This window comes from Streptomyces sp. NPDC104202 (assembly GCF_055584185.1).
In genome coordinates this window covers 184818-206539 of the sequence record NZ_JBVJMN010000002.1, presented here as the reverse complement: position 1 = coordinate 206539, position 21722 = coordinate 184818, and the positions used below count along the sequence as shown (strand labels likewise).

Genomic DNA, 21722 nt, shown 5'->3' with positions numbered 1-21722 from the left:
TCCGTTTAGCATGCCACGTGGCATGGCAAACGGACAAGGTGTCCACTTAGCCCCGAGGGAAGTAAGGTCGGGTCCATGAGCGAGGAAGAGCAGCGCGGACGGGGGACCGGCTCCGTGCACCGGGTCGGCGGGCTCCTCGGAGATCTCCAGGCCGTGGACGAGCAGCCGGTCGCCCCGCGCAGGCGGGCCGACGCGGAGCGCAACCGCGCCCAGATCCTGGCCGCGGCCGAGCGGCTCTTCGCGGAGCAGGACCCGCGGACGGTCACCATGGACCGGATCGCCAAGGCCGCCGGCGTGGGCCGCGCCACGCTCTACCGGAGCTTCCCCGACCCGCCGTCGGTCGCCGTGGCGCTGCTCGACGAGCACGAGCGCCGGCTCCAGGGGCAGCTGATCTACGGGCCGCCGCCGCTCGGTCCGGGCGCGCCCGCGGGGGAGCGGCTGGCCGCCTTCTACCTCGCCATGCTCGACCTGCTGGAGCGCCATCTCCCGCTGGCCCTGGGGGCGGAGACCGGCCCCGCGCGCTTCCGGACCGGGGCCTACGGCTTCTGGCGCGTGCACGTCCGCACGCTGCTCGTCGCCCACGGGGTCCGCGACCCGGACCCCCTCGTCGACATCGCCCTCAGCCCGCTGTCGCCGGAACTCTTCCAGTTCCAGCGGCACGAACTCGGCCTGCCGGCCGAGCGCATCGGCCGGTCATTGACGGCCTTCGCCCGCCGACTCCTTGAGGCCGGCGACGGGGACTGACGGCCCGGCGGCCCGGACGTGGCCGCCCGGACCGGGCGCCGCGCCCGGCTCCTCGCGCCCGGCCGTGCCCTCGCGCGGCCGCCCCGCCGGGTGGAGGAGTCCCGGCAGGATCAACTCCCAGATCCGCCCCAGGCGTTCCTCGGCCGGTCCCCACAGCGCCCCGCTCTCCGCCGGCCGGCGCGCGGGCGCGACGCCCTCCGCCGGGCTCCGGGGCGGCAGGTCCTCCGGGTCGGCCGCGCCCCGCTCCGGCGGCCAGGGGCCCTCGGTGGGCGCGGCGTTGGGGCAGCGCATCTCCAGCTCGACACCGGTGATCACGTACCCGATGAGCGCCGCGACGGCGGTCGCGTCCACGCCGGGCCGCAGCGCGTCCTCCGCCGCCGCGAACCGCGCGAGGCGGGCCACCTCGCGCCGCCAGGGGCAGTCCCGCACGGGACCGGTCGACTGGAGCTCGCGGGCGAGTCGTTCGCCGGCGCGCGCCATGTGGTCGGTCTCGAAGAGCCGGATCAGCGCGTGCGTGGTGATCACCAGTTTGTCGATCGCCGTCCCGCCCACGCCCTCGGTGGACAGACAGGCCGACTCGACGGTGATCCGGGTGACCGCGCGGGCCCGTCCGCGCACCTCGGTCGCGAGGTCGGCCTTGGTCGCGAAGTGGAAGACGAGGGCGCCGGTGGTCACCCGGGCCTCGCCGGCGATCCGCGCGAGGGACGCGCGCTCGTAGCCCAGCCGGTCGAAGATCCTGGCCGCCGACGAGAGGATCTCCTGTCTCGTACGCTCCGCCCGCTGCTGAATCGCCATGACTCCCCCGTCGGCTTGCCGGAAGGTGGCGGACCGTCATGTTCAGGCCCGCGCCCGTGACCGACTCGAAACTATCCGGCCGGGGGGCGGCCAAACGCCTCCCGTCGCCGCTCCGGCCGAAAGTGGGGCTTGACGGGCATCCCCCCTCCAGGTCGCGGACGCCCGGGCGCCCCGGGCCGCCCGTGAACTGACCGGAACCCTGGGTATGGCCTGTCAGGTGGATTCGGCCGTTCCGGCACCTGCCGCGGACCGCGACCGCGAGCGGGACACCGCCACGCCCGCGAGGCACAGCGCACCCCCGGCGAGCGTGAGGAGGCCGGGCAGCTCGCCGAGGAGGAGCCAGGCGAGCAGCACCACGAGGGCGGGCACGGCGTAGGTGGTCGCGCCCATCCGGCCCGCGGTCGTCCGCGCCAGGGCGTACGCCCAGGTCGTGAAGGCGAGCGCGGTCGGGAACACCCCGAGGTAGACCATGTTCAGCGTCGCCGAGAGCGGGGCCCGGCCCGCCTGTTCGACGAGCTGGCCGGTGAAGGGCAGACAGGCCGCCGTGCCCACCAGACACCCGAACGTCGTCACCTGGAGCGCGCTGCCGTGCGCCAGCGCCGGCTTCTGCGCCACGACCCCGCCCGCGTACGCCCCCGCCGCCAGCAGACAGAGCAGCACGCCGAGCACCGAGGCGTGGCCGCCGGAGGAGCCGGCGGACATCGACAGGCCCACGGCCACCGCGCCCGCGAAGGAGACGGCCATGCCGGCGAGCAGCCGGGGCGGCAGCGACTCCTTCAGGAACCGCGCGCCGAGCAGGGCGATCAGGATCGGCCCGATGTTCACCACCATCGCCGCCGTCCCCGCGTCGACCTCCTGCTCGCCCCAGTTGAGCACCACCATGTACACCCCGAACCACAGCAGGCCCGAGGTCACGATCCCCGGCCACGCCGCCCGCGACGGCAGCCCCTCCCGCCGGACGAGCAGCACCGCCCCGAGGACCAGGGAACCGGCCAGCAGCCGGCCGAGCGCGAGCGCGCCGGGGGAGTAGGCCGCCCCGGCACTGCGGATCGAGACGAAGGCGGAGGCCCACAGGACGACGGTGACGCCGGCGGCGCCGAGGGCGAGCCGCGAGGATTGCTTCTGCATGGCTCGACCGTAGGCCGTGGACCCTTCGGCCTTCACCGCAATATCGAGGGGTGGGAGCGGGAGCCGCTCCGGGCGCCGCCCGCCGCGCTCCGGGCGCCTCAGCGCAGCGCCGCCGGGGCGATGCCGAGGGCGGCGCGCAGGGCGGACTCGCCCTCCGGCGTCACCTTCACGGCCCGCCCGGAGCCGATCCGGACGCACCAGCCGGCGTCGAGCGCGTGGCGGCACAGGGCGGCGCCCGCGGCCCCGGCGAGATGGGGCCGTCGTTCGGTCAGGTCGAGGCAGCCGCGCGCCATGGGACGCCGTCCCGTGCGCGCCAGGGCGATGCCCCGCTCCCCGAACCAGGCCAGGCCGCGGTCCGTGAGGGCGAAGCCGGTGTCCTGGCGGAGCAGTCCCCGCGCGGTGAGCGCCTCGGTGACCGTGATGCCGAGCCGCCCGGCGAGGTGGTCGTAGCAGGTCCGGCCGCGGGCCATCGCCTCGCCGGCGCTCGCCTCCCGCAGCGAGCGGGGCCGCGTGGGCACGACCGGCTCGGAGCGGGCGGCCAGGTCCTCGACGAGGTGCGCGATCCCGGGGTCGGCGAGCCGGACGTACCGGTGCCGGCCCTGGCGTTCCTCCGCGAGGACCCCGCCCGCGACCAGCTTTCCCAGGTGCCCGCTCGCGGTGGACGGCGCCACGCCCGCGTGCCGGGCGAGTTCGCCCGCCGTCCAGGCCCGGCCGTCGAGCAGGGCGAGCAGGAATGCGGCGCGGCTCTCGTCCGCGAAGAGCGCCGCGAGCGCGGCGAGGTCACTGGCTGCCATGCCTCCAGCCTGCCGCACCGACCGTTCGGCGAGCGCCGAACGGTGCCGGTTCCCCCACCCGCACGGAAGGGGCCGCGCCGTTCCTACGGCGCCGTCGTCCGGCGGGCCGGGAGGGACGCGTACTGGAGCGCCAGTCCGTCGAGGAGGGCCCGCAGGCCGGTCTCGAAGGCGCCCTCGTCGACCTTCTGGCGGTGCTCGGCGAGGAGGTGGGCGCGGCCCAGGTGGGGGTAGTCGGCGGGGTCGTAGGCCGTCTCGTCGTCGACGAAGCCGCGGGCGAACGAGCCGAGGGCGGAGCCGGTGACGAAGTAGCGCATCAGCGCGCCGATGGAGGTGGCCTGCGCCGGGGGCCATCCCGCGCGGACCATCGCGCCGAAGACGGCGTCGGCGACGCGGAGGCCGGCCGGGCGGCGGCCGGGGCCCTGGGCGAGCACGGGGACGATGTGGGGGTGGTCGGCGAGGGCGGCCCGGTAGGAGCCCGCCCAGTCGTGCAGTGCGGTGCGCCAGTCCCGTGCGTCGTCCTCCGCGAACATCGACAGGTCGATCTTCGCGCTGACCGCGTCCGCCACCGCGTCGAGGATCTCGTCCTTGGTCCGGAAGTGGTTGTACAGCGAGGGGCCGCTGACCCCGAGTTCGGCGGCCAGCCTGCGCGTCGACAGGGCCGCGAGGCCCTCCGCGTCGATCAGCGCTCCCGCCGTCTCGACGATGAGGTCTCGGCTGAGCAGGGGCTTGCGCGGTCGGGCCATGGCGCACATAGTAGGCGTGCGCTCAAAAACTAGCAGTGGTAATTAACGGGATCGGCGAGGTGGTGCACGGTGGATCTGGCGCTGAGCGAGGAGCAGGAGGCCGTACGGCGGCTCGCCGAGGACTTCGTCGCGCGGGAGGTCGCCCCGCACGTCGTCGCCTGGGACCGCGCCGAGGAGGTCGACCGCGCGATCGTGAAGAAGCTCGGCTCCGTCGGCTTCCTCGGACTGACGATCCCCGAGGAGTACGGCGGCTCCGGCGGCGACCACCTCGCCTACTGCCTCGTCACCGAGGAACTGGGGCGCGGCGACTCCTCCGTGCGCGGCATCGTCTCCGTCTCGCTCGGTCTGGTCGCCAAGACGATCGCCTCCTGGGGGAGCGAGGAGCAGAAGCGGGCCTGGCTGCCCCGGCTCGCAGCCGGCGAGGCGCTCGGCTGCTTCGGCCTCACCGAGCCGGGCACCGGCTCCGACGCCGGGAACCTGGCCACCCGGGCCGTCCGCGACGCCGCCACCGGCGACTACGTGGTCAGCGGCAGCAAGATGTTCATCACCAACGGCACCTGGGCCGACGTCGTGCTGCTCTTCGCGCGGACGAACGACACCCCCGGCCACAAGGGCGTCTCCGCCTTCCTCGTCCCCACCGACACCCCCGGCCTCACCCGCCGCGAGATCCACGGCAAGCTCGGACTGCGCGGCCAGGCGACCGCCGAACTGGTGCTGGAGGACGTCCGCGTCCCCGCCGCCGCGATGCTCGGCCCCGAGGGCAAGGGCTTCGCCGTCGCCATGTCCGCCCTGGCCAAGGGGCGGATGTCGGTCGCCGCGGGATGCGTCGGCATCGCGCAGGCCGCGCTCGACGCCGCCGTGCGCTACGCCGGGGAGCGCGAGCAGTTCGGCAGGTCCATCGCCTCGTACCAGCTCGTGCAGGAGCTGATCAGCGACATCGCCGTGGACGTCGACGCTGCCCGGCTCCTGACCTGGCGGGTCGCCGACCTGATCGACCGCGGCCGGGACTTCGCCACCGCCGCCTCCCAGGCCAAGCTCTACGCCTCCGAGGCCGCCGTCCGCGCCGCCAACAACGCCCTCCAGGTCTTCGGCGGCTACGGCTACATCGACGAGTACCCCGTGGGGAAGCTGCTGCGCGACGCCCGCGTGATGACCCTCTACGAAGGCACGAGCCAGATCCAGAAGCTCATCATCGGGCGGGCGCTGACGGGGGTCTCGGCCTTCTGAGTCCCCGGAGGGCCGGGTCGCGCCCCGGCCGTGGCCCCGGCATCCGGGGGCGCGGAAGCACGCGGAATGAGTACGCGGAATGAGTACGCGGGCGGATGTGGCACGGGCCACGTCCGCCCGATGCTCTTCCCATGAGCGACACACCGGTCAAGCAGCAGAACACCGCCGCCTACTACCTGCAGGCGGTCATCTCCTTCGGGATCGCGATCGCGGCCGTCGGCATCGGGATCTACCAGCTCGACGCCAGCGCCTGGGTCCGCGCCTTCCTCGCCGTCTCCGTCCTCTACCTCACGACCTCCGCCTTCACCCTCGCCAAGGTCGTCCGCGACCGCCAGGAGGCCGGTCAGATCGTCAGCCGGGTCGACCAGGCGCGGCTGGAGAAGCTCCTCGCCGAGCACGACCCCTTCCAGAAGCTCTAAGCGCTTGCTCACCCTCGTTGTATGGTGTTCGTCCTGACGGGGTCCGAGAAGGAGTGTGGGATGAGCGCGGCGGAGGAGACGCCCGGGGGCGAGGACGTGCCCTGGGGCGAGGTCACGCCCGAGGCGGCCCGGCGGCTGCTGGTGGCCGCCGTGGAGGCGTTCGCCGAGCGCGGCTACCACGCCACCACCACCCGGGACATCGCCGGCCGCGCCGGCATGAGCCCGGCCGCGCTCTACATCCACTACAAGACCAAGGAAGAGCTGCTCCACCGGATCAGCCGCATCGGCCACGACAAGGCCCTGGAGATCCTCCGGGCCGCGGCCGCCGGGGAGGGCACGGCCGCCGAGCGCCTCGCCGACGCCGTGCGCTCCTTCGTCCGCTGGCACGCCGAGCGCCACACCACGGCGCGGGTCGTCCAGTACGAGCTGGACGCGCTCGGCCCCGAGCACCGGGCCGAGATCGTCGAGCTGCGCCGGCTCTCCGACGCCGCGGTGCGCGGGATCATCGAGGAGGGCGTGGCGGCGGGCGAGTTCGACGCCATCGACGTGCCCGGCACGACGGTCGCCGTGCTGTCCCTCTGCATCGACGTCTCGCGCTGGTTCAACGTGCAGGGCCGCAGGACGCCCGACGAGGTCGGCGCGCTCTACGCCGACCTCGTGCTCCGGATGGTCGGCGCTCAGAAGTAGTAGCGGGAGACCGACTCGGCGACGCAGACCGGCTTGTCGGAGCCCTCGCGCTCCACGGTCACGGCCGCCGTCACCTGCACGCCGCCACCCGCCTCCTCGACCTTCGTCAGGACGGCCGTCGCGCGCAGCCGCGAGCCGACCGGCACGGGGGCGGGGAAGCGGACCTTCTCCGTGCCGTAGTTGATGCCCATCCTCATGCCCTGGACCGACAACACCTGGGGCACGAAGAGCGGCAGCAGCGAGAGCGTCAGATAGCCGTGGGCGATGGTGGTGCCGAACGGCCCCGTGGCGGCGCGCTCGGGGTCCACGTGGATCCACTGGTGGTCCCCGGTCGCCTCGGCGAAGAGGTCGATCCGCTTCTGGTCGACCTCCAGCCAGTCGCTGTGCCCCAGCTGCTCGCCGACCCCCGCGCGCAGTTCCTCGGCGGAGGTGAAGATCCTCGGCTCGGCCATGGTGGTGTCCCTCTCTGGTACGGCATACCCAACGGTCGGTATCCAAGCGCTTGCTCAGCATGTGGGGTGAGGGGGGTCCTGTCAACGGACAGTAGGGTTCGGCGGGTGCCGCAGATTCCAGAGAAGATCCACGAGCTCACCGTCGGCCAGCTCTCCGCCCGCAGCGGGGCCGCCGTCTCGGCCCTGCACTTCTACGAGGCCAAGGGGCTCATCAGCAGCCGCCGCACCCCCGGCAACCAGCGCCGCTACGGCCGCGACACCCTCCGCCGGGTCGCCTTCGTCCGTGCCGCGCAGCGGGTCGGCATCCCCCTCGCCACCATCCGGCAGGCCCTCGCCCAGCTCCCCGAGGAGCGCACGCCCACGAACGAGGACTGGGCCCGGCTCTCGGCGGCCTGGCGCGCGGAACTCGACGAACGCATCACCCGGCTCGCCCGGCTCCGCGACCACCTGACGGACTGCATCGGCTGCGGCTGCCTCTCCCTGGAGACCTGCGTCCTCTCCAATCCCGACGACGTCATCGGCGAGCACATGGCCGGCTCCCGCCTCCTCCCGGTGCGCCGCCCGGCCCAGGACGACACCCCCTGAGGAGTGTCGTGACGGTCATCCCGGGCTCACGTCGCCCGCCCTGATCGACGTCCCCCGGAGGGTCACGGCCGCCGCCACCAGCTCCGCGTTCGAGCGGGCCCGGGTGCCGTCCGGGAGCGTGAGGGTGTCCTCCAGGCCGATCCGGCCCGCGAGCCCAAGGCGGCCGGCCGGCCGCAGCACCGGCCACGCGCCGCCGTCCACGCCGTGGAGCAGGAGCGGACGGTCCGCCGGGCACGCGATCGCCGCGAGCAGCGCGGAGGCCAGGGCCTCGGCCCCGTCCGCCGCCGGGGCCTCGGCCCGGGCCAGGAGCCGGGCCACCCGGGGCGCCGGCGGAGAGCGGGCGAAGCGGGCCGGACCGTCCGTGCCGGACCACAGGGCGGCCTCGACCGGGACCCCGCGCGCCAGGAGCGCCGCCGCCACCGCCTCCGCGCCCGGCTCGTGCCAGTCGACCGAGACGAGACCCGGCAGGACGGCCCAGGACCGTACCCGGTCCACTCGGCGTTCCGCGTCGGGCTCGGCGGACACCGCCGTCGTGATCCGCACCGGCGCCCGCGCCCCCGGCCCACCGCCCGCCCTTCCGGCTCCGACCGCCGCGTCGAGCGCGGCCAGGACGGGCCCGAGCACCCCGGGCGAGAGCGAGGGACGACCGCAGGGCGTGCGGGGATGGACGCGTATCTCCCGGGCTCCCGCCGCCACCGCCGCCGCGGCGGACGCCGCGAGGGAGTGCGGCGACATCGGCACCGCCGCCGAGTCCCCCGGACCCCGTGACCCGTTGAGGCACACCTGGAGCAGCGCGGGGGACGCCCGTCTCACGCAGCCGAGGCCAGCGGACGGCCGCGGACCCCGCGGGCCCTGGCCAGCGCGCCGGAGGTGAGCACCGCGCGCGGGACGCCCACGCCGCAGTCCCCGCAGACCGGCCCGAGCCACGGCTCGTACGCGTCGCCGGGGCCCGCCCACTCGATGCGCGGCCCCGCGCACACCGGACAGCCGTCGCCCGGGCCGCTCTCCAGGGCGCTGATCAGCCGCCGCAGCACGTCGGGCAGGGGGTCCGACGGGTGCACGGCGGGATCGCCGCACCGGACGACGCCGTTGCCGCCCCAGACCCGCCGGTGCCAGTCGTCGAGGGCGCCGAGGCCGCGCAGCCCCTCGTGCTTCTCGCGCCGCCGTCGGGCGGCGAACTCCTCCTCGTACGCGAGCCACACGGCCCGCGCCTCCTCCAGTTCGTCCAGGGCGGCCACCAGCCGCCCCGGGTCGAGCTCCCGGTCCTCGGGCCCGAATCTGTGCCTGTTGCACAGATGGTCCCAGGTCGCCCGGTGCCCGTACGGTGCGAACCGCTCCAGGCACTTGCGCAGGGAGTACCTGCGCAGCGCCGTGTCGCACCCCGGATCGCGCACCTGTCTCGCGAGACTCCGGAAACCGGCCATCTCTCGCCACCTCCGCCGCTGGTCCTTCCGCGATATCAGAGGGACGAACGAGCGGCCCCCGATGTTCCATCGATATCGCGATGGGAGCCATCAACGGGACGGGTGGGACCGCCCGCCGGCAGCGGAACCGGCGGGTCCGGAGCGCTCAGGACCCGGAGAATCCCAGGTCACGCGGCCGCCCCGGGCGGGCGGCCGCCACCACGAGCCGGGCCAGCTCGGGCCGGAGTATGTCACTGTGCGAACCGACCACGGCCGACGAGTCGACGTTCACGCACCCCGCCGCGGGCACGCCCGCGCGCAGCGCCTCCTCCAGGGTCCGTTCCACCGTGCCGGGGACCGCGCGGACGCCGTCGTGCCCGATCGCCCCCCACCGGGGGTCGCCGGCGCCCAGCAGACCGGCCGGCACCCCGCTGAGCGAGGCGGAGTCGCCCGCGAGCCGGGACGCCAGCGGATACATCACCCCCAGCGCCCTGTCGTGCCGCGAGTACGAGGCCACCACCGGACCGCGCACGAGCCGCTGCGCGTCCCGCAGCGAGCCGGAACGCCCGGCGTCGTGCGGGAGCCGGGCCGCGAAGGCGTAGTGCGAGAAGGCGCCCTGGAGCAGGGTCACCGAGGCCACCGGCCGGGCCCCCGCGGGCAGCCCCCGCAGCGCGTACGCGACGAGCCGGGCGCCCATGCTGTGCCCCACCAGGTGGACCCGGAGGCCGGGGGCGGACCGGGCCACCTCGCCGAGCAGCGGCCCGAGCCCGTGCTCGCCCACCAGGCCCGCCCGCTTCTTCATCACGTAGTACGTGGCCTGGCGCAGCGCCTCGCGGCCGCCCTTCCAGTACCGCGACAGCCCCTCCCCGAAGCCCGGCCCGCCCCCGGGGCAGTCGTCCGCGTCCCCGGGGCCGTCCGCGTCCTCCAGCGCCGCCGTGAACAGGGCGCACACCTCCACGGGGTCCGCGAGCAGGAACTCCGGTACCCGCTCCGGCGGTCCGGCCGCGCTCCGGGCTTCCTCGTCGGGGAGGTCCACGAGCGCGCGCAGGAGCGCGCCGAACGCGGCGAACGCCCGCTCGTCGGCCGGCGCGGAGGCCAGCAGGTCGGTGATCCGCCCGAGGAGCGGCTCCTTCTCCGGCAGGACCGTCACCAGCGCCCGGTAGTCCGGCACCGGCTCGCCGGTGAACATCATGGAGGGCCAGACGAGCCCCGCGTACCCGGCCTCGACGCCGGGGGCGAAGAGGCCGGGGAAGGGGGCGAAGAAGTCCGAGCAGAGACGGGTGGCGCCGGACGGCGAACTGTTCCACCCGTGCGCGAGCACCACCAGGTCGGTGACCCCCTGCCGGGCGAGCGAGGCGAGTGTGGCGGCCTGGCCCGGAGGACCGTCGCCGTCCTTGTCGAAGGTGATCTCCCGGTACGGCTCCACACTCATCCCGGTCACGGCACGACCGCCCCTCCACGTCGAGGTGGGCCGCCATGCCGTGGGGCGCGCGCGTGCGCGGGCGGCGGCTCCAGGGCGAGCATGCCCGCGCGCGGCCCCGTCCAGACGCGGGGCGGCCGGTCAGCGCAGGCGCGCCGCCGACACCTCGGGGAAGTGGATCAGCAGGTCGTACGAGGCGGACAGCCGGACGGGGACGGTGTCGCCCGGCCAGGGGTACGCGGTCCCGATGTTCCGGGCCGGCCACGCGGCGCCGAGCCAGTCGCGCGCCGTCGGGCCCGCCCGCCGCAGGTCCAGGTAGAAGGCGCCGGGGGAGACCCGGTCCAGGGTGTCGGCGGCGCTGCCCGGACCGAGCGGGGGCACGGTGAAGACCCGGAGCGGCTCGCCCGGTGCCGTGGTGTCGTGCGCGCGGAAGGAGCCCTGCCCGAAGGAGGCGCCGACGCTCACGTACCGCGGGCCGAGCGCGTCCCGCAGGAAGGCGCCCTGGAGCCTCGGGTAGTGCTGCGGGTCCGTGGTGACGTAGCCGACGTGCCCGTTGTGCGCCGAGAGGACGATCCGGTCGCCGGTCCGCCGCTGCCACCACACGGTGTTCTCCGCCATGACCCGGTCGCGGTACAGCATCGCCGCGGCGACGCCGGCCTCGCTCGTCAGGTCGTGGGCGTACTCGGTGGCGACCTGGGCGACGGCCCGCGCGTGCTGCACCGCCCAGGCGTGGGCCTCGCGCGCCGCGGGCCCGCCGGACGGACGCCGGCCCTCCAGGAGGGCCAGCGCCCGTCCGGCGTCGGCGGCCATCCGCTGCCGCCGCTCCCGCGGCCGTTCCATGTACCCCTTCATCCAGGACTCGACGGTGCCGGTGGGCCGCGCGTCGCGGTACAGCTCCCGGAAGCGGGGGAGCAGGTCCGGGTGGGCACGGGCCACGTAGGAGGTGACGGCGTCGAAGAGGTTCGGGCCCGCGTAGCCGAGGTCGTTGCCCATGAAGCGGACCTGGTGGTCGGGGTGGAGCCGGTTGTGCCGGCGCATCCACCGGAAGAGGTCGAGGTACTCCTCGGTGTTCCAGAGACGGTACGACTCCTGGAACTCGTCCCGCATGATCGCCCGGATGTCACCCCGCCCGGTGCGGACCCATTCGTCGACGAGCAGCCCCGTGGACCAGTTGGCCTCCAGCGCGAAGGTCCTGAACCCCCGCCGCTCCACGAGGTGTTCGAAGATCCGGTGCTTGGCCGTGAAGAACTCGGCCGAGCTGTGCGTGGCCTCGCCGACGCCGACGACCGCGGCCGAACCGATCATCCGGTCGAGCGGCCGCAGGTCCGTCAGGGGGTGCGCGGAGCGGGCCAGTTCGCGCACGGGGCCGGGGGATCCGGCCGGGTCTCCGGCGGCGTCCGCGGCGGGCGCGAGGGTGCCCAGGCAGGCGGCGACGAGGAGTCCGACGAGCGGCAGACGGCGGGAACGGGGGCGTAACGAGAGGTTCATGGGACCAGCGTGGTCGGCGTGATCCGGTGGGGACAGCCTGCCCGCACCCCTGCCGGCCGGGGGTCAACCCCACCCCCGGCCGGTCCGTCCGGGTCCCCTCAGCGGTAGAGCAGGTACGTGGCGCGCACCGCCCGGAAGGCCGCCAGGTCCGTCTGCCACGCCCCGACGACCTCGTCGACGTCCGCGCCGGCGTCGACCAGGGTCCGCACCCGGGTCGAGCCGGTCAGCTTGTCGATCCAGTTGTCCGGGCGCCAGGCGAAGCCGGACCAGGAGCTCCGGGCGGTCACCAGGAGGCCGATGCCGGTCCGAACCGGGTCGAAGGACTCCCGGTCGTGGACGTGCAGCTGGACCCCGCCCACGGTCTTCCCCTGGAACTTGGAGAAGGTGGGGGCGAAGTACGCCTCGCGGAACCGGACGCCCGGCAGGCCGAGGGCGTTCGCCGCCTCCGCCCACCGGCGGTCGATCCCCTCCGCGCCCAGGAGTTCGAAGGGCCTGGTGGTGCCCCGGCCCTCGGACAGGTTCGTCCCCTCGAAGAGGCAGGTGCCGGAGTAGACGAGCGCGGTCTCCGGCGTCGGCATGTTCGGGCTGGGCGGCACCCAGGGCAGTCCCGTCGCGTCGAAGAAGTCGGAGCGCCGCCACCCCGTCATGCGGACGGTCTCCAGCTCCAGGGGGCCGGCCAGGAACTCGCCGTCGAACAGCAGCGCCAGCTCGGCCACCGTCATGCCGTGGGCCTGCGCGATCGGCTCGCGCCCCACGAAGGTGGCGAACGCCCGGTCCAGGACGGGGCCGAGGGCCGCGCGGCCGGTGACCGGGTTGGGCCGGTCCAGGACCACGAACCGCTTCCCGGCGAGCGCGGCGGCCGCCATGCAGTCGTACAGCGTCCAGATGTACGTGTAGAACCGCGCGCCGGCGTCCTGGATGTCGAAGACGACGGTGTCCACCCCGGAGGCGGTGAAGACGTCCGCCAGCGCCTGCCCGCTCTTGAGGTACGTGTCGTAGACGGGCAGTCCGGTCGCCGGGTCGTCGTGGCGCCCCTCCGAGCCGCCCGCCTGCGCGGTGCCCCGGAAGCCGTGCTCGGGGCCGAACACGGCGGCCAGGTCGACGCGGTCGTCGGCGTGCATCACGTCCACGACGTGCCGCGCGTCGGCGGTGATCCCGGTCGGGTTGGTGACGATGCCGACCCGTTCGCCGGCCAGCAGGGCGTATCCGTCGGCCGCCAGGCGTTCGAAGCCGGTCCTCACCCGGCCGTGTCCCCGTCCCGGCGGGGCCGCCGAGGCGGTGGGCGCTGTGGCCGCCACCGCCCCGAGGGCGCCTCCGGCGGCCAGCAGACTCCGACGGGACAGGCGCATGGAACCTCCTCGGGGTGACATGGGCACGCACGCTAGCGCTCCTGACCGCCGCGGGGAACGAGGCGTGCGGAACGGGTCTTCCGCTCCTCCATACCGACCGGTTAGTCTGCCCCGGTCGTCACAGCCGAAGGGTGGGTCCATGAACGCGGGCACGAGCACGGACACGAGCACGGGCGAGGGCGCCGGCGGCGCGGACGGGCTCCGGGGCTCCGGCGTCGTCGTCACCGGGGCCGGCGGCGGCATCGGCGCCGCCCTGGCCCGCCGCTTCGCCGCCGAGGGTGCCCGCGTCGTCGTCAACGACCTCGACGCCGACCGCGCCAAGGCCGTCGCCGAGGAGATCGGCGCCGTCGCCGTCCCCGGCGACGCCTCCGCCGTCGTCGACGAGGCCCGGGACGCCCTCGGCGGCACCGTCGACGTGTGGTGCGCCAACGCCGGGCTCTCCTCGCCCGGCGACGCCTTCGCCGACGAGGACGTCTGGGCCGCCGCCTGGGACGTCAACGTCATGGCCCACGTCCGCGCCGCCCGCGCCCTCCTCCCGGAGTGGCTGGAGCGCGGCGCAGGCCGGTTCGTCTCCACCGTCTCCGCCGCCGGCCTGCTCACCATGATCGGCGCGGCGCCGTACAGCGTCTCCAAGCACGGCGCGTACGCCTTCGCCGAATGGCTCTCCCTGACCTACCGCCACCGCGGTCTGCGGGTCCACGCGATCTGTCCGCAGGGCGTCCGCACGGACATGCTCACCGCCGCGGGCACGGCCGGCGAGCTCGTCCTCGCCCCCACCGCCATCGAGCCCGAGGACGTCGCCGACGCCCTGATCGACGCCATCGCCGCCGACCGCTTCCTCGTCCTGCCCCACCCCGAGGTGGCCGGCTACTACCGCAACCGCGCGACCGACCCGGAGCGCTGGCTGGGCACCATGAACCACGTGCAGCAGGCGTGGGAGGCGGGCACCCGCGAGGAGTAGCCCCGGCGGATGGGAAGATCTACGGACGGGAACGGCGTTCCCCCACCCCAGGACGATCACGGACGATCGGAAACGATCACGAAGGAAGGCGGCGGCGCATGGCCAGGACGACGGACGGGAGCGGCGCGCCCGTCCCCCAGAGGCTCCTCGCCGCCGCCACCCGGCTCTTCGCGGAACAGGGCTACGACCGCACCTCCGTCCAGGAGATCGTCGAGGCCGCCGGGGTCACCAAGGGCGCCCTCTACCACTACTTCGGCTCCAAGGAGGACCTCCTCCAGGAGGTCTACGCCCGGGTCCTCCGCCTCCAGCAGGAGCGGCTCGACGCCTACGCGGACGCCGACGCCCCCGTCGAGGACCGGCTGCGCGACGCCGCCGCCGACGTCGTCGTGACCACCATCGAGAACCTCGACGACGCGGCCATCTTCTTCCGCTCCATGCACCACCTCAGCCCGGAGAAGCACAAGCAGGTCCGCTCCGAGCGCCGCCGCTACCACGAGCGCTTCCGGGCGCTCGTCGAGGAGGGGCAGCGGTCCGGGGTCTTCTCCTCCGCGACCCCCGCCGACCTGGTCGTCGACTACCACTTCGGCTCCGTGCACCACCTCTCCACCTGGTACCGCCCCGACGGGCCCCTCACCCCCGAGCAGGTCGCCGGCCACCTCGCCGACCTCCTGCTCCGGGCCCTGCGCCCCTGACGGTCCCGTCGGGTATAACAGGCCCGTGGACGGGGCGGGCGGGGCGCACGGGGCGACGCGGGAGACGGCGGGCATCGACCGCAGACTCGTCGTCGTCGGCACCGGCAGCTACCGGCACGCCGCGGAACTTCCCCTGATGCCCGAGGAGTTACGCGCGGCGGTCCGGCTCTTCGGCGGACTCGGCTACCGGGTCGACGAGCGGATCACCGACGAGGGACTCGCCGGCACCCGCGACCGCATCCTCGACTGGGCCTACCGCACCGACGGCTCCGGCAGCGCCGTCGTCGTCTACTGGACGGGGCACGGCGTCCACGGCGCCGGCCGCCACTACCTGCTCTGCGCCGACAGCCGTCCCGACCGGCTCGCCGGGACCGCGCTCGCCGCCGAGGACCTCACCCGCTATGTCCTCGAATCCGGCGCCCAACGCGTCCTCCTCGTCATCGACACCTGCGGGGCCGGACAGGGCGGCGCCGACGCGGCCGCCGCCGCAGAACAGCTCGGCGCCGCCCTGCGCCGCGGCGCCGCGGACACCGACCGCGCCGCGGGCGAGGACACCGGCCGCAGGCTCACCGACTTCGCCGTGATCGCCGTCGCCCGCGCCGGTGAACCCGCCTCCCCGATGGTCTTCGCCGCCGCGCTCGAGACGGCCCTCGCCCGCCTCTCCGTCTCCCTCAAGCAGCGCTACCTCTCCGTCGAGCAGGTCGTCGACACCGTCAACGACGTCTACCGGAGCGCCGGCGTCCGGCAGACCGCCCGCGCCCACGTCGAGTCCGAGGGCTACGCCTTCTTCTCCTTCGAGAACACCGGCTACCACCCCGAGGCCCGCTACGACGAGGGCGACGTCGCCGAACTCGCCGCGCGGCTCGGCCGCTCCGGCCCCGAGGGCCTGCGCCGCCGCGCCGACCTGGAGAACCACTTCGCCCCGCGCGGGCAGGGCTTCGAGCACGCCGCGCCCGGCCGCGGCGGCTCGTACTTCGTCGGCCGCACCGCCGAACTCGACCGCGTCGGCCGCTGGCTGGCCCACGGCGACCCCGCCGGGCACCGCGGCCTGATCGTCACCGGCGGCCCCGGCGTCGGCAAGTCCGCGCTGCTCGGCAAACTGCTCCTCCGCTCCGGCGGACGCACGGCGGCCGCCCCCGCCCCCACCGCCGTCCACGCCCGGCACCGCTTCCTGGAGGACCTGGTCGCCGCCGTCGCCGACGCCGCCGGGACCGACGCCGCCACCCCGCAGGCCCTCCTCGCCGCCCTCGCCGGCCGCAGGGACCCGCTCCACCTGATCGTCGACGCCCTCGACGAGGCCGGCGAGGCCGGCGGAGACGACACCGAGGCCCGCCGGATCGCCGCCGAGCTGCTGCGCCCGCTCCTCCGCCTCCCCTGCGTCCGGCTCCTCGTCGGCGCCCGCCCGCACGTCGTCGACGCCTTCGCCGGCGAGACCGCCGTCCTCGACCTGGACACCGCCAGGGAGGACAGTTCCCGGGACGTCGCCCACTACGCCCGCCGCCTCCTCCAGGCCCCCGACGGACCCGGCAGCCGAGGACCGTACGACGACACCGCCGCCGAGACCGTCGCCCGCGAGATCGCCGACCGCGCCCGCGGCAGCTTCCTCTCGGCCCGCGTCGCCGCCCGCCACCTCGGCCGCGCCGCCCGCGCCGTCGACACCTCCCGTCCCGACTGGCGCGCCCACGTCCCCGAGTTCGGCGAGACCCCCGGGCACACTTTCCTCCGCGTCCTGCGCCACCAGCTCGGCCCCGACCACGCCCGCGGCCTCGCCCTCCTCGCCGCCCTCGCCCTCGCCGAGGGCCCCGGCCTCCCCCCGGACCACGTCTGGCGCACGATCGCGGGAGCCTGCGCCGCCGGCGAGGAAGCCGCCGGCGACGGAGCAGTCCGCGACGAAACGGCGCGCGACGAACCGGCCCGTGCCGGAGCGGCCCCCGACCAAGCCGCCCCCGCGGTCCCCGGCTTCGGCTGGGAGGACATCGCCTGGCTGCTCGGGGCCGTCGGCGAACACCTCGTCGAGGAGCTCGACGCCGACGGACGCTCGGTCTACCGCCTCTACCACCAGGCGTACGCCGACGCCCTTCGCGCCACCCTCGACCCCGGCGCCCGCGGCCGCGTCGCCCACGCCCTCGCCGGACTGGTCCCGACAGGCCCGGACGGCCCCGACTGGACCGCCGCGCCCCCCTACGTCCGCCGCCACCTCGCCGCACACGCCGAGGGCACGGAGCTGCTGGACGTCCTCGCCCTCGACCCCGGCCACCTGCTCACCGCACCCGTCTCCGCGCTCCAGCGGGTCCTGAACCGCGCCGGCACGGAACCCGCCCGCGCCGCCGCCCGCGCCGTCGGGCACTGCGCCGCCCTGCTGCACGCCCCCACCGACCCCGCAACCCGCGCCGCCCAGCTGCGCCTGTCCGCCTTCCAGACCGGCGCCGGCGAGCTCGCCGAGGCGATCCGGCTCCGCCACCCCCGGCTGCGCTGGGACACCGAGTGGGCGCGGGTGACGCCGGTGCCGTACACCACCCTCGGCACCTTCCGCGGAGGCGTGCGCGGCGCCGCCGTCGTGTCCCTGCACGGCCGTCCCGCTCTCGTGGTCGCCGAGCGCGGGGGAGCCGTACGGGCCTGGGACACCGAGGGTGGTGAACTCCTCGCCGAACTCCCCTCCGCCCTCGGCCGGATCACCTCCGTCCGAGGCTGCGCCACCCGGCCCTGGGTCGCCCTCGCGACCGACGACCGGATCTGGGTGTGGGACGTGGAGACCCGGGACCTGATCGGCGCGGTGCCCGCGCCGCGCCGCGCGGTGGACTGCGCGGTGACCGAGCTCGACGGCGAGCCCCTGATCGCCGTGTCGGACCTGCGCGGCCGGGTCGTCCTGAGGGCCGCTTCGGGGGACGCCCGGCCGCTCTCCCTGCGGGCCGCTCGCCGCTCGGTGCACCTGTGGCGCCCCTTCGACGGGGACCGGCTGGCCCTGGCCTGTCACGACGGCCGGATCAGGGTGGCCGCGATCCGTGTGCACCGGTGGAGCAACTGGAGCCGCCGAGCCCGCCTCACCGTCTGGGACCTCGGTGGCCCGTCCGCCGACACCCTGACCGTCGAGCGGAAGCTGCACCGCTCCCTGCGCGGCACGGACGTCCAGGCTCTCGCCCTCGACCGGGACACGGTGCACGTGGCCACCGACTGCGTGCTGTGGGCGTCCACGACGGGCACGCGCGCCGTCCGGGGGGCGGACGGTCTCCGGATCGTCGAATGGGCCGGGCATCCGTACGGCGAAGCCCGGCTGCTGACCGCCGTCGCCGGACCGGACTCCGCGGAGGGCGGGGACGTGCCGATGACGTGCCTCTCGGCGACGGCGTACGAGATGTCCGCCCGGGCCGCCGACGGCACGGTCGTCGGCCGGACCCGCATCGACGCTCCCGTGTCGCGCCTCTTCCCGGCCGGCCGGGGGCCGGACGGACTCCGGCTGGTCTCCCTGGGCGCCGACGCCTGGTCCGCCAAGGGCTGGACCCTCGGCCCGCCGTCCGAGCCGGGCGAGAGCGTCGGCGACCCCGCGGTGACCGTCCGGACCGGGACGCACGCGGGGCGGTCCGTCGTGGTCGTCCAGGACGCCGAGGGCGCCGCCCTGTGGGACGGCGCGAACGGAGCGGTACGGGACCGCGTGGCGGGCCGTGGCGAGGGCGCCCCGGTGGTCGACAGCCACCCGGGGGCCCCTGTCGTGCTCCGCGACCGGCTCGACACGAAGCGGATCAGACGGCGGCAGCGGATCAGGACGTGGCTCTGGCCGGGTGGTCCGCCCGTCGCCTTCCCTCCGACGCGCGGACTTCTCACGGCCTGCCCCGTGCCGGGCCCCGGAGGCCCCCGCGTCGTCGCCTGCTTCAGCCACTACGGCGCGGGCAGGCACTTCCTCGCCCTGCTCACGCCCGACGGCCCGGTCGGGACGCGCCTGGACGTCGACCTGAACGGCGTCCACTCGCTGCGGCTCGTCCGGGACGGTGCGCGCGTCTTCGCGGCCGTCGTCGGGCTCCGCAGTGACGACAGCCTCTCGGAGGAGCCGCCGCCGCCCGTACCCCTGCTGACGGTGCGTTCGCTGCCGGACGACACCGTGCGGTTCACCATGCGGCTGAACTCGGTGCACGTCGTCCACGACCTGGGCCGGTGGCCGCAGGGTCCCGCGCTCGGACACGTCACGGACGACGGGGACCTGGTGGTCCGCACGGCCTTCCCCGCCTCCTTCCGCGCCGAGCCGACGAAGCCGGACGTCGTCCCCCGCCCCGACCGGGTCCGCGTCACCGCGCTCCGGCTGCAGACCAGGAACGGCCGCCCCACGGTCCTGACCGCCGGTGCCGACGGCGTGCTGACGCTGTTCGCCGCCGACACGACGGAGGTCCTGCACCGGATCCACGTGGGCGGGGAGATCCTGGACGTGGACTGGGTCGACGACGAACGGCTCTGCGTCCACACGGCGACGGGCGTCCTCTGCCTCCGACTGGGCTGAGACCGGCCCACCTCACAGGTACTTCTTCAGCTCCCGGCGGGCCAGCGACCGCTGGTGCACCTCGTCCGGACCGTCCGCGAGCTTCAGCGTCCGTGCCGCGGACCAGAGTTCGGCGAGCGGGAAGTCCTGCGAGACGCCGCCGGCCCCGTGGGCCTGGACGGCCTTGTCGATGATGTCGACGACCGCGCGCGGGGTCGCGATCTTGATGGCCTGGATCTCGGTGTGGGCGCCGCGGTTGCCGACGGTGTCCATGAGCCAGGCGGTCTTGAGGACGAGGAGCCGCAGCTGCTCGATCGTGACGCGGGCGTCCGCGATCCAGTTCTGGACGACGCCCTGCTGGGCGAGGGCCTTGCCGAAGGCGGTACGGGAGACCGCGCGGCGGCACATGAGCTCGACGGCCCGCTCCGCCATGCCGATGAGCCGCATGCAGTGGTGGATGCGGCCGGGGCCGAGCCGGGCCTGGGCGATGGCGAAGCCGCCGCCCTCCTCGCCGATGAGGTGCGAGGCGGGGACGCGGACGTCGTGGAAGACCACCTCGGCGTGGCCGCCGTGGGAGTGGTCCTCGTAGCCGTACACCTGCATGGCGCGCCGCACCTCGACGCCGGGGGTGTCGCGGGGCACGAGGATCATCGACTGCTGGCGGCGCGGGTCGGCGCCGTCGGGGTCGGTCTTGCCCATGACGATGAAGATCCGGCAGTCGGGGTTCATGGCCCCGGAGATGTACCACTTGCGTCCGTCGACGACGTACGTGTCGCCGTCGCGGCGGATCCGGGTCTCGATGTTGGTCGCGTCGGAGGAGGCGACCTCGGGCTCGGTCATGGCGAAGGCCGAGCGGATCTCGCCCGCGAGCAGCGGCTCCAGCCACTGCTTCTTCTGCGCCTCGTCGCCGAACTGGGCGAGCAGTTCCATGTTCCCGGTGTCGGGGGCGGCGCAGTTGAGGGCGGTGGGGGCCAGGTGCGGGCTGCGGCCGGTGATCTCGGCGAGCGGCGCGTACTGGAGGTTGGTCAGTCCGGCGCCGTACTCGGCGTCGGGGAGGAAGAGGTTCCACAGGCCCTGCCGCCTGGCCTCGGCCTTGAGCTCCTCGACGACCGGCGGGGTGTCCCACGGCGAGGCGAGCCCGGCGCGCTGCTCGTCGGCGACGGCCTCGGCGGGGTACACGTGCTCGTCCATGAAGGCGAGCAGCCGGGCCCGCAGTTCCTCGGTGCGGGCGTCGTACGCGAAGTCCATGGCGGATCAGCCTTCCTGAAGGGTCGTGAGGCCGTGCTCGATGAAGACGGGGACGAGTTCGCCGATGCGGTCGAAGCCGGCGCCGACGGTCTGGCCGAGGGTGTAGCGGTAGTGGATGCCCTCCAGGATCACCGCGAGCTTGAACCAGGCGAACGCCGTGTACCAGGCGAGGGCGGAGGTGTCGCGGCCCGAGCGGGCCGCGTAGCGCTCGACGAGTTCGGCGGCGCTCGGGTGGCCGGGGGCCGTGGCGGTGGTGGAGATGGGGGAGTTCGGCAGGTCGAGCGGGGTGCTGTACATGACGAGCAGGCCCAGGTCGGTGAGCGGGTCGCCGAGGGTGGACATCTCCCAGTCGAGGACCGCCTTGATCCGGTCGTCGTCGCCGATGAGGACGTTGTCGAGCCGGTAGTCGCCGTGGATCACGGTGGGCGCCGGGGAGTCGGGGAGCGCGTGGCCGAGCGCGGCGTGCAGCTCCCCGATGCCGGGCAGCTCGCGGCCCCGCGAGGCGTCGAGCTGCTTGCCCCAGCGGCGCAGCTGCCGGTCGAGGAAGCCCTCGGGCCGGCCGAAGTCGGCGAGGCCGACGGCCGCCGGGTCGACGGCGTGCAGTTCGACGAGCGTGTCGACGAGCCCGAGGACGGCGGCACGGGTGCGTTCGGCCCCGAGGGGCGCGAGTTCGCGAGCCGAGCGGTACGGGGTCCCCTCGACGAACTCCATGACGTAGAAGGGGGCGCCGAGCACGGACTCGTCCTCGCCGAGCAGGACGCAGCGGGGGACGGGCACGCCGGTTCCGGCGAGGGCGCTGATGACGCGGTGCTCGCGCCGCATGTCGTGGGCGGTGGCGAGGACGTGGCCGAGCGGCGGCCTGCGGACGACCCAGCGGCCGGTGCCGTCGGTCACGACGTACGTGAGGTTCGACCGCCCGCCCTCGATCAGCCGGGCTTCGAGGGGGCCGGCCACCAGACCGGGCCGCTCCCGGTCGAGGAAGCGGCGCAGCCGCTCGGGGTCGAGTCCTGGCGGCGGGGCGGAGCTCATGGGTGCGTACCTCCGGGTCGGCTTCGGTCGGCGTTCATGATGACCGACCAGTCGGTATGTCGTCCAGGGGCTCGCCGGGAAAGGGTGCGTCGC

General features: G+C 75.0%; 20 protein-coding genes. 8 read left to right on the top strand and 12 right to left on the bottom strand.

Annotated elements, in window-relative coordinates; genetic code table 11:
• Positions 1–75 precede the first annotated feature (75 nt).
• Complete coding sequence (locus tag ACZ60W_RS02265) at positions 76–744, top strand: TetR/AcrR family transcriptional regulator (RefSeq protein ID WP_469753430.1); 669 nt, start codon at positions 76–78, stop codon at positions 742–744.
• On the opposite strand, the gene ACZ60W_RS02260 is transcribed toward ACZ60W_RS02265, so the two are convergent.
• The 4 genes from ACZ60W_RS02260 to ACZ60W_RS02245 all read right to left on the bottom strand — a co-directional run bounded on the left by ACZ60W_RS02260 (position 694) and on the right by ACZ60W_RS02245 (position 4204).
• Entirely contained in the window at positions 694–1539 is an 846-nt protein-coding gene (locus tag ACZ60W_RS02260; RefSeq protein ID WP_469753429.1) for a TetR family transcriptional regulator, read from the bottom strand. The genes ACZ60W_RS02265 and ACZ60W_RS02260 overlap by 51 nt on opposite strands.
• Before the next feature lie 213 nt (positions 1540–1752).
• Entirely contained in the window at positions 1753–2667 is a 915-nt protein-coding gene (locus ACZ60W_RS02255) for a DMT family transporter (protein ID WP_469753428.1), read from the bottom strand.
• Between the two features lie 98 nt (positions 2668–2765).
• Positions 2766–3461, bottom strand: a complete 696-nt coding sequence (locus ACZ60W_RS02250; RefSeq protein ID WP_469753427.1) for an ArsR/SmtB family transcription factor — start codon at positions 3459–3461, stop codon at positions 2766–2768.
• An 83-nt stretch (positions 3462–3544) separates the two neighbouring features.
• Positions 3545–4204, bottom strand: coding sequence for a TetR/AcrR family transcriptional regulator (locus tag ACZ60W_RS02245; RefSeq protein WP_469753426.1), 660 nt, complete (start codon positions 4202–4204; stop codon positions 3545–3547).
• Between the two features lie 69 nt (positions 4205–4273).
• Between ACZ60W_RS02245 and ACZ60W_RS02240 the strand changes: the two genes are divergently transcribed.
• The 3 genes from ACZ60W_RS02240 to ACZ60W_RS02230 all read left to right on the top strand — a co-directional run bounded on the left by ACZ60W_RS02240 (position 4274) and on the right by ACZ60W_RS02230 (position 6537).
• Complete coding sequence (locus tag ACZ60W_RS02240) at positions 4274–5431, top strand: acyl-CoA dehydrogenase family protein (RefSeq protein WP_469753425.1); 1158 nt, start codon at positions 4274–4276, stop codon at positions 5429–5431.
• A 131-nt stretch (positions 5432–5562) separates the two neighbouring features.
• Complete coding sequence (locus tag ACZ60W_RS02235) at positions 5563–5850, top strand: YiaA/YiaB family inner membrane protein (protein ID WP_469753424.1); 288 nt, start codon at positions 5563–5565, stop codon at positions 5848–5850.
• 60 nt (positions 5851–5910) lie between these two features.
• Positions 5911–6537 carry a TetR/AcrR family transcriptional regulator gene (locus ACZ60W_RS02230; protein ID WP_469753423.1) on the top strand — a complete coding sequence of 209 codons (627 nt, stop codon included), beginning with the start codon at positions 5911–5913 and terminating at the stop codon, positions 6535–6537.
• On the opposite strand, the gene ACZ60W_RS02225 is transcribed toward ACZ60W_RS02230, so the two are convergent.
• Entirely contained in the window at positions 6528–6989 is a 462-nt protein-coding gene (locus ACZ60W_RS02225) for a MaoC family dehydratase (RefSeq protein ID WP_469753422.1), read from the bottom strand. The genes ACZ60W_RS02230 and ACZ60W_RS02225 overlap by 10 nt on opposite strands.
• Before the next feature lie 105 nt (positions 6990–7094).
• Between ACZ60W_RS02225 and soxR the strand changes: the two genes are divergently transcribed.
• A complete protein-coding gene (soxR, locus tag ACZ60W_RS02220) occupies positions 7095–7574 on the top strand; it encodes a redox-sensitive transcriptional activator SoxR (RefSeq protein ID WP_469753421.1) in 480 nt (159 codons plus the stop codon).
• Between the two features lie 15 nt (positions 7575–7589).
• Here the strand turns inward: soxR and ACZ60W_RS02215 are convergent, their stop codons facing one another.
• The 5 genes from ACZ60W_RS02215 to ACZ60W_RS02195 form a co-directional block, all read right to left on the bottom strand.
• On the bottom strand, positions 7590–8366 hold the full coding sequence (locus ACZ60W_RS02215; protein WP_469753491.1) for a 3-keto-5-aminohexanoate cleavage protein: 777 nt from the start codon (positions 8364–8366) through the stop codon (positions 7590–7592).
• 17 nt (positions 8367–8383) lie between these two features.
• Positions 8384–8998, bottom strand: a complete 615-nt coding sequence (locus ACZ60W_RS02210) for a hypothetical protein (protein ID WP_469753420.1) — start codon at positions 8996–8998, stop codon at positions 8384–8386.
• Between the two features lie 145 nt (positions 8999–9143).
• A complete protein-coding gene (locus ACZ60W_RS02205; RefSeq protein ID WP_469753419.1) occupies positions 9144–10409 on the bottom strand; it encodes a serine-threonine protein kinase in 1266 nt (421 codons plus the stop codon).
• A 129-nt stretch (positions 10410–10538) separates the two neighbouring features.
• Complete coding sequence (locus ACZ60W_RS02200) at positions 10539–11885, bottom strand: erythromycin esterase family protein (protein ID WP_469753418.1); 1347 nt, start codon at positions 11883–11885, stop codon at positions 10539–10541.
• A 98-nt stretch (positions 11886–11983) separates the two neighbouring features.
• Entirely contained in the window at positions 11984–13234 is a 1251-nt protein-coding gene (locus ACZ60W_RS02195; protein WP_469753417.1) for an exo-beta-N-acetylmuramidase NamZ family protein, read from the bottom strand.
• Between the two features lie 139 nt (positions 13235–13373).
• On the opposite strand from ACZ60W_RS02195, the gene ACZ60W_RS02190 reads away from it, so the two are divergent.
• From ACZ60W_RS02190 to ACZ60W_RS02180, 3 genes are all read left to right on the top strand, one after another.
• Entirely contained in the window at positions 13374–14195 is an 822-nt protein-coding gene (locus ACZ60W_RS02190; RefSeq protein ID WP_469753416.1) for an SDR family oxidoreductase, read from the top strand.
• Between the two features lie 98 nt (positions 14196–14293).
• Positions 14294–14887 (top strand): TetR/AcrR family transcriptional regulator, encoded by a 594-nt coding sequence (locus tag ACZ60W_RS02185; protein ID WP_366303907.1) that lies wholly within the window; start codon positions 14294–14296, stop codon positions 14885–14887.
• Between the two features lie 25 nt (positions 14888–14912).
• Positions 14913–19373 carry a hypothetical protein gene (locus ACZ60W_RS02180; RefSeq protein WP_469753415.1) on the top strand — a complete coding sequence of 1487 codons (4461 nt, stop codon included), beginning with the start codon at positions 14913–14915 and terminating at the stop codon, positions 19371–19373.
• A 12-nt stretch (positions 19374–19385) separates the two neighbouring features.
• On the opposite strand, the gene ACZ60W_RS02175 is transcribed toward ACZ60W_RS02180, so the two are convergent.
• On the bottom strand, positions 19386–20600 hold the full coding sequence (locus ACZ60W_RS02175; RefSeq protein WP_469753414.1) for an acyl-CoA dehydrogenase family protein: 1215 nt from the start codon (positions 20598–20600) through the stop codon (positions 19386–19388).
• 6 nt (positions 20601–20606) lie between these two features.
• On the bottom strand, positions 20607–21629 hold the full coding sequence (locus ACZ60W_RS02170; protein ID WP_469753413.1) for a phosphotransferase family protein: 1023 nt from the start codon (positions 21627–21629) through the stop codon (positions 20607–20609).
• Positions 21630–21722: the final 93 nt, after the last annotated feature.

Bases quoted from the DNA above. Each gene is read 5' to 3' on its own strand.
- ACZ60W_RS02265 (WP_469753430.1), top strand. From the start codon at position 76: ATGAGCGAGGAAGAGCAGCGCGGACGGGGGACCGGCTCCGTGCACCGG.
- ACZ60W_RS02260 (WP_469753429.1), bottom strand. From the start codon at position 1,539: ATGGCGATTCAGCAGCGGGCGGAGCGTACGAGACAGGAGATCCTCTCG.
- ACZ60W_RS02255 (WP_469753428.1), bottom strand. From the start codon at position 2,667: ATGCAGAAGCAATCCTCGCGGCTCGCCCTCGGCGCCGCCGGCGTCACC.
- ACZ60W_RS02250 (WP_469753427.1), bottom strand. From the start codon at position 3,461: ATGGCAGCCAGTGACCTCGCCGCGCTCGCGGCGCTCTTCGCGGACGAG.
- ACZ60W_RS02245 (WP_469753426.1), bottom strand. From the start codon at position 4,204: ATGGCCCGACCGCGCAAGCCCCTGCTCAGCCGAGACCTCATCGTCGAG.
- ACZ60W_RS02235 (WP_469753424.1), top strand. From the start codon at position 5,563: ATGAGCGACACACCGGTCAAGCAGCAGAACACCGCCGCCTACTACCTG.
- ACZ60W_RS02230 (WP_469753423.1), top strand. From the start codon at position 5,911: ATGAGCGCGGCGGAGGAGACGCCCGGGGGCGAGGACGTGCCCTGGGGC.
- ACZ60W_RS02225 (WP_469753422.1), bottom strand. From the start codon at position 6,989: ATGGCCGAGCCGAGGATCTTCACCTCCGCCGAGGAACTGCGCGCGGGG.
- ACZ60W_RS02210 (WP_469753420.1), bottom strand. From the start codon at position 8,998: ATGGCCGGTTTCCGGAGTCTCGCGAGACAGGTGCGCGATCCGGGGTGC.
- ACZ60W_RS02205 (WP_469753419.1), bottom strand. From the start codon at position 10,409: ATGAGTGTGGAGCCGTACCGGGAGATCACCTTCGACAAGGACGGCGAC.
- ACZ60W_RS02200 (WP_469753418.1), bottom strand. From the start codon at position 11,885: ATGAACCTCTCGTTACGCCCCCGTTCCCGCCGTCTGCCGCTCGTCGGA.
- ACZ60W_RS02195 (WP_469753417.1), bottom strand. From the start codon at position 13,234: ATGCGCCTGTCCCGTCGGAGTCTGCTGGCCGCCGGAGGCGCCCTCGGG.
- ACZ60W_RS02190 (WP_469753416.1), top strand. From the start codon at position 13,374: ATGAACGCGGGCACGAGCACGGACACGAGCACGGGCGAGGGCGCCGGC.
- ACZ60W_RS02185 (WP_366303907.1), top strand. From the start codon at position 14,294: ATGGCCAGGACGACGGACGGGAGCGGCGCGCCCGTCCCCCAGAGGCTC.
- ACZ60W_RS02175 (WP_469753414.1), bottom strand. From the start codon at position 20,600: ATGGACTTCGCGTACGACGCCCGCACCGAGGAACTGCGGGCCCGGCTG.
- ACZ60W_RS02170 (WP_469753413.1), bottom strand. From the start codon at position 21,629: ATGAGCTCCGCCCCGCCGCCAGGACTCGACCCCGAGCGGCTGCGCCGC.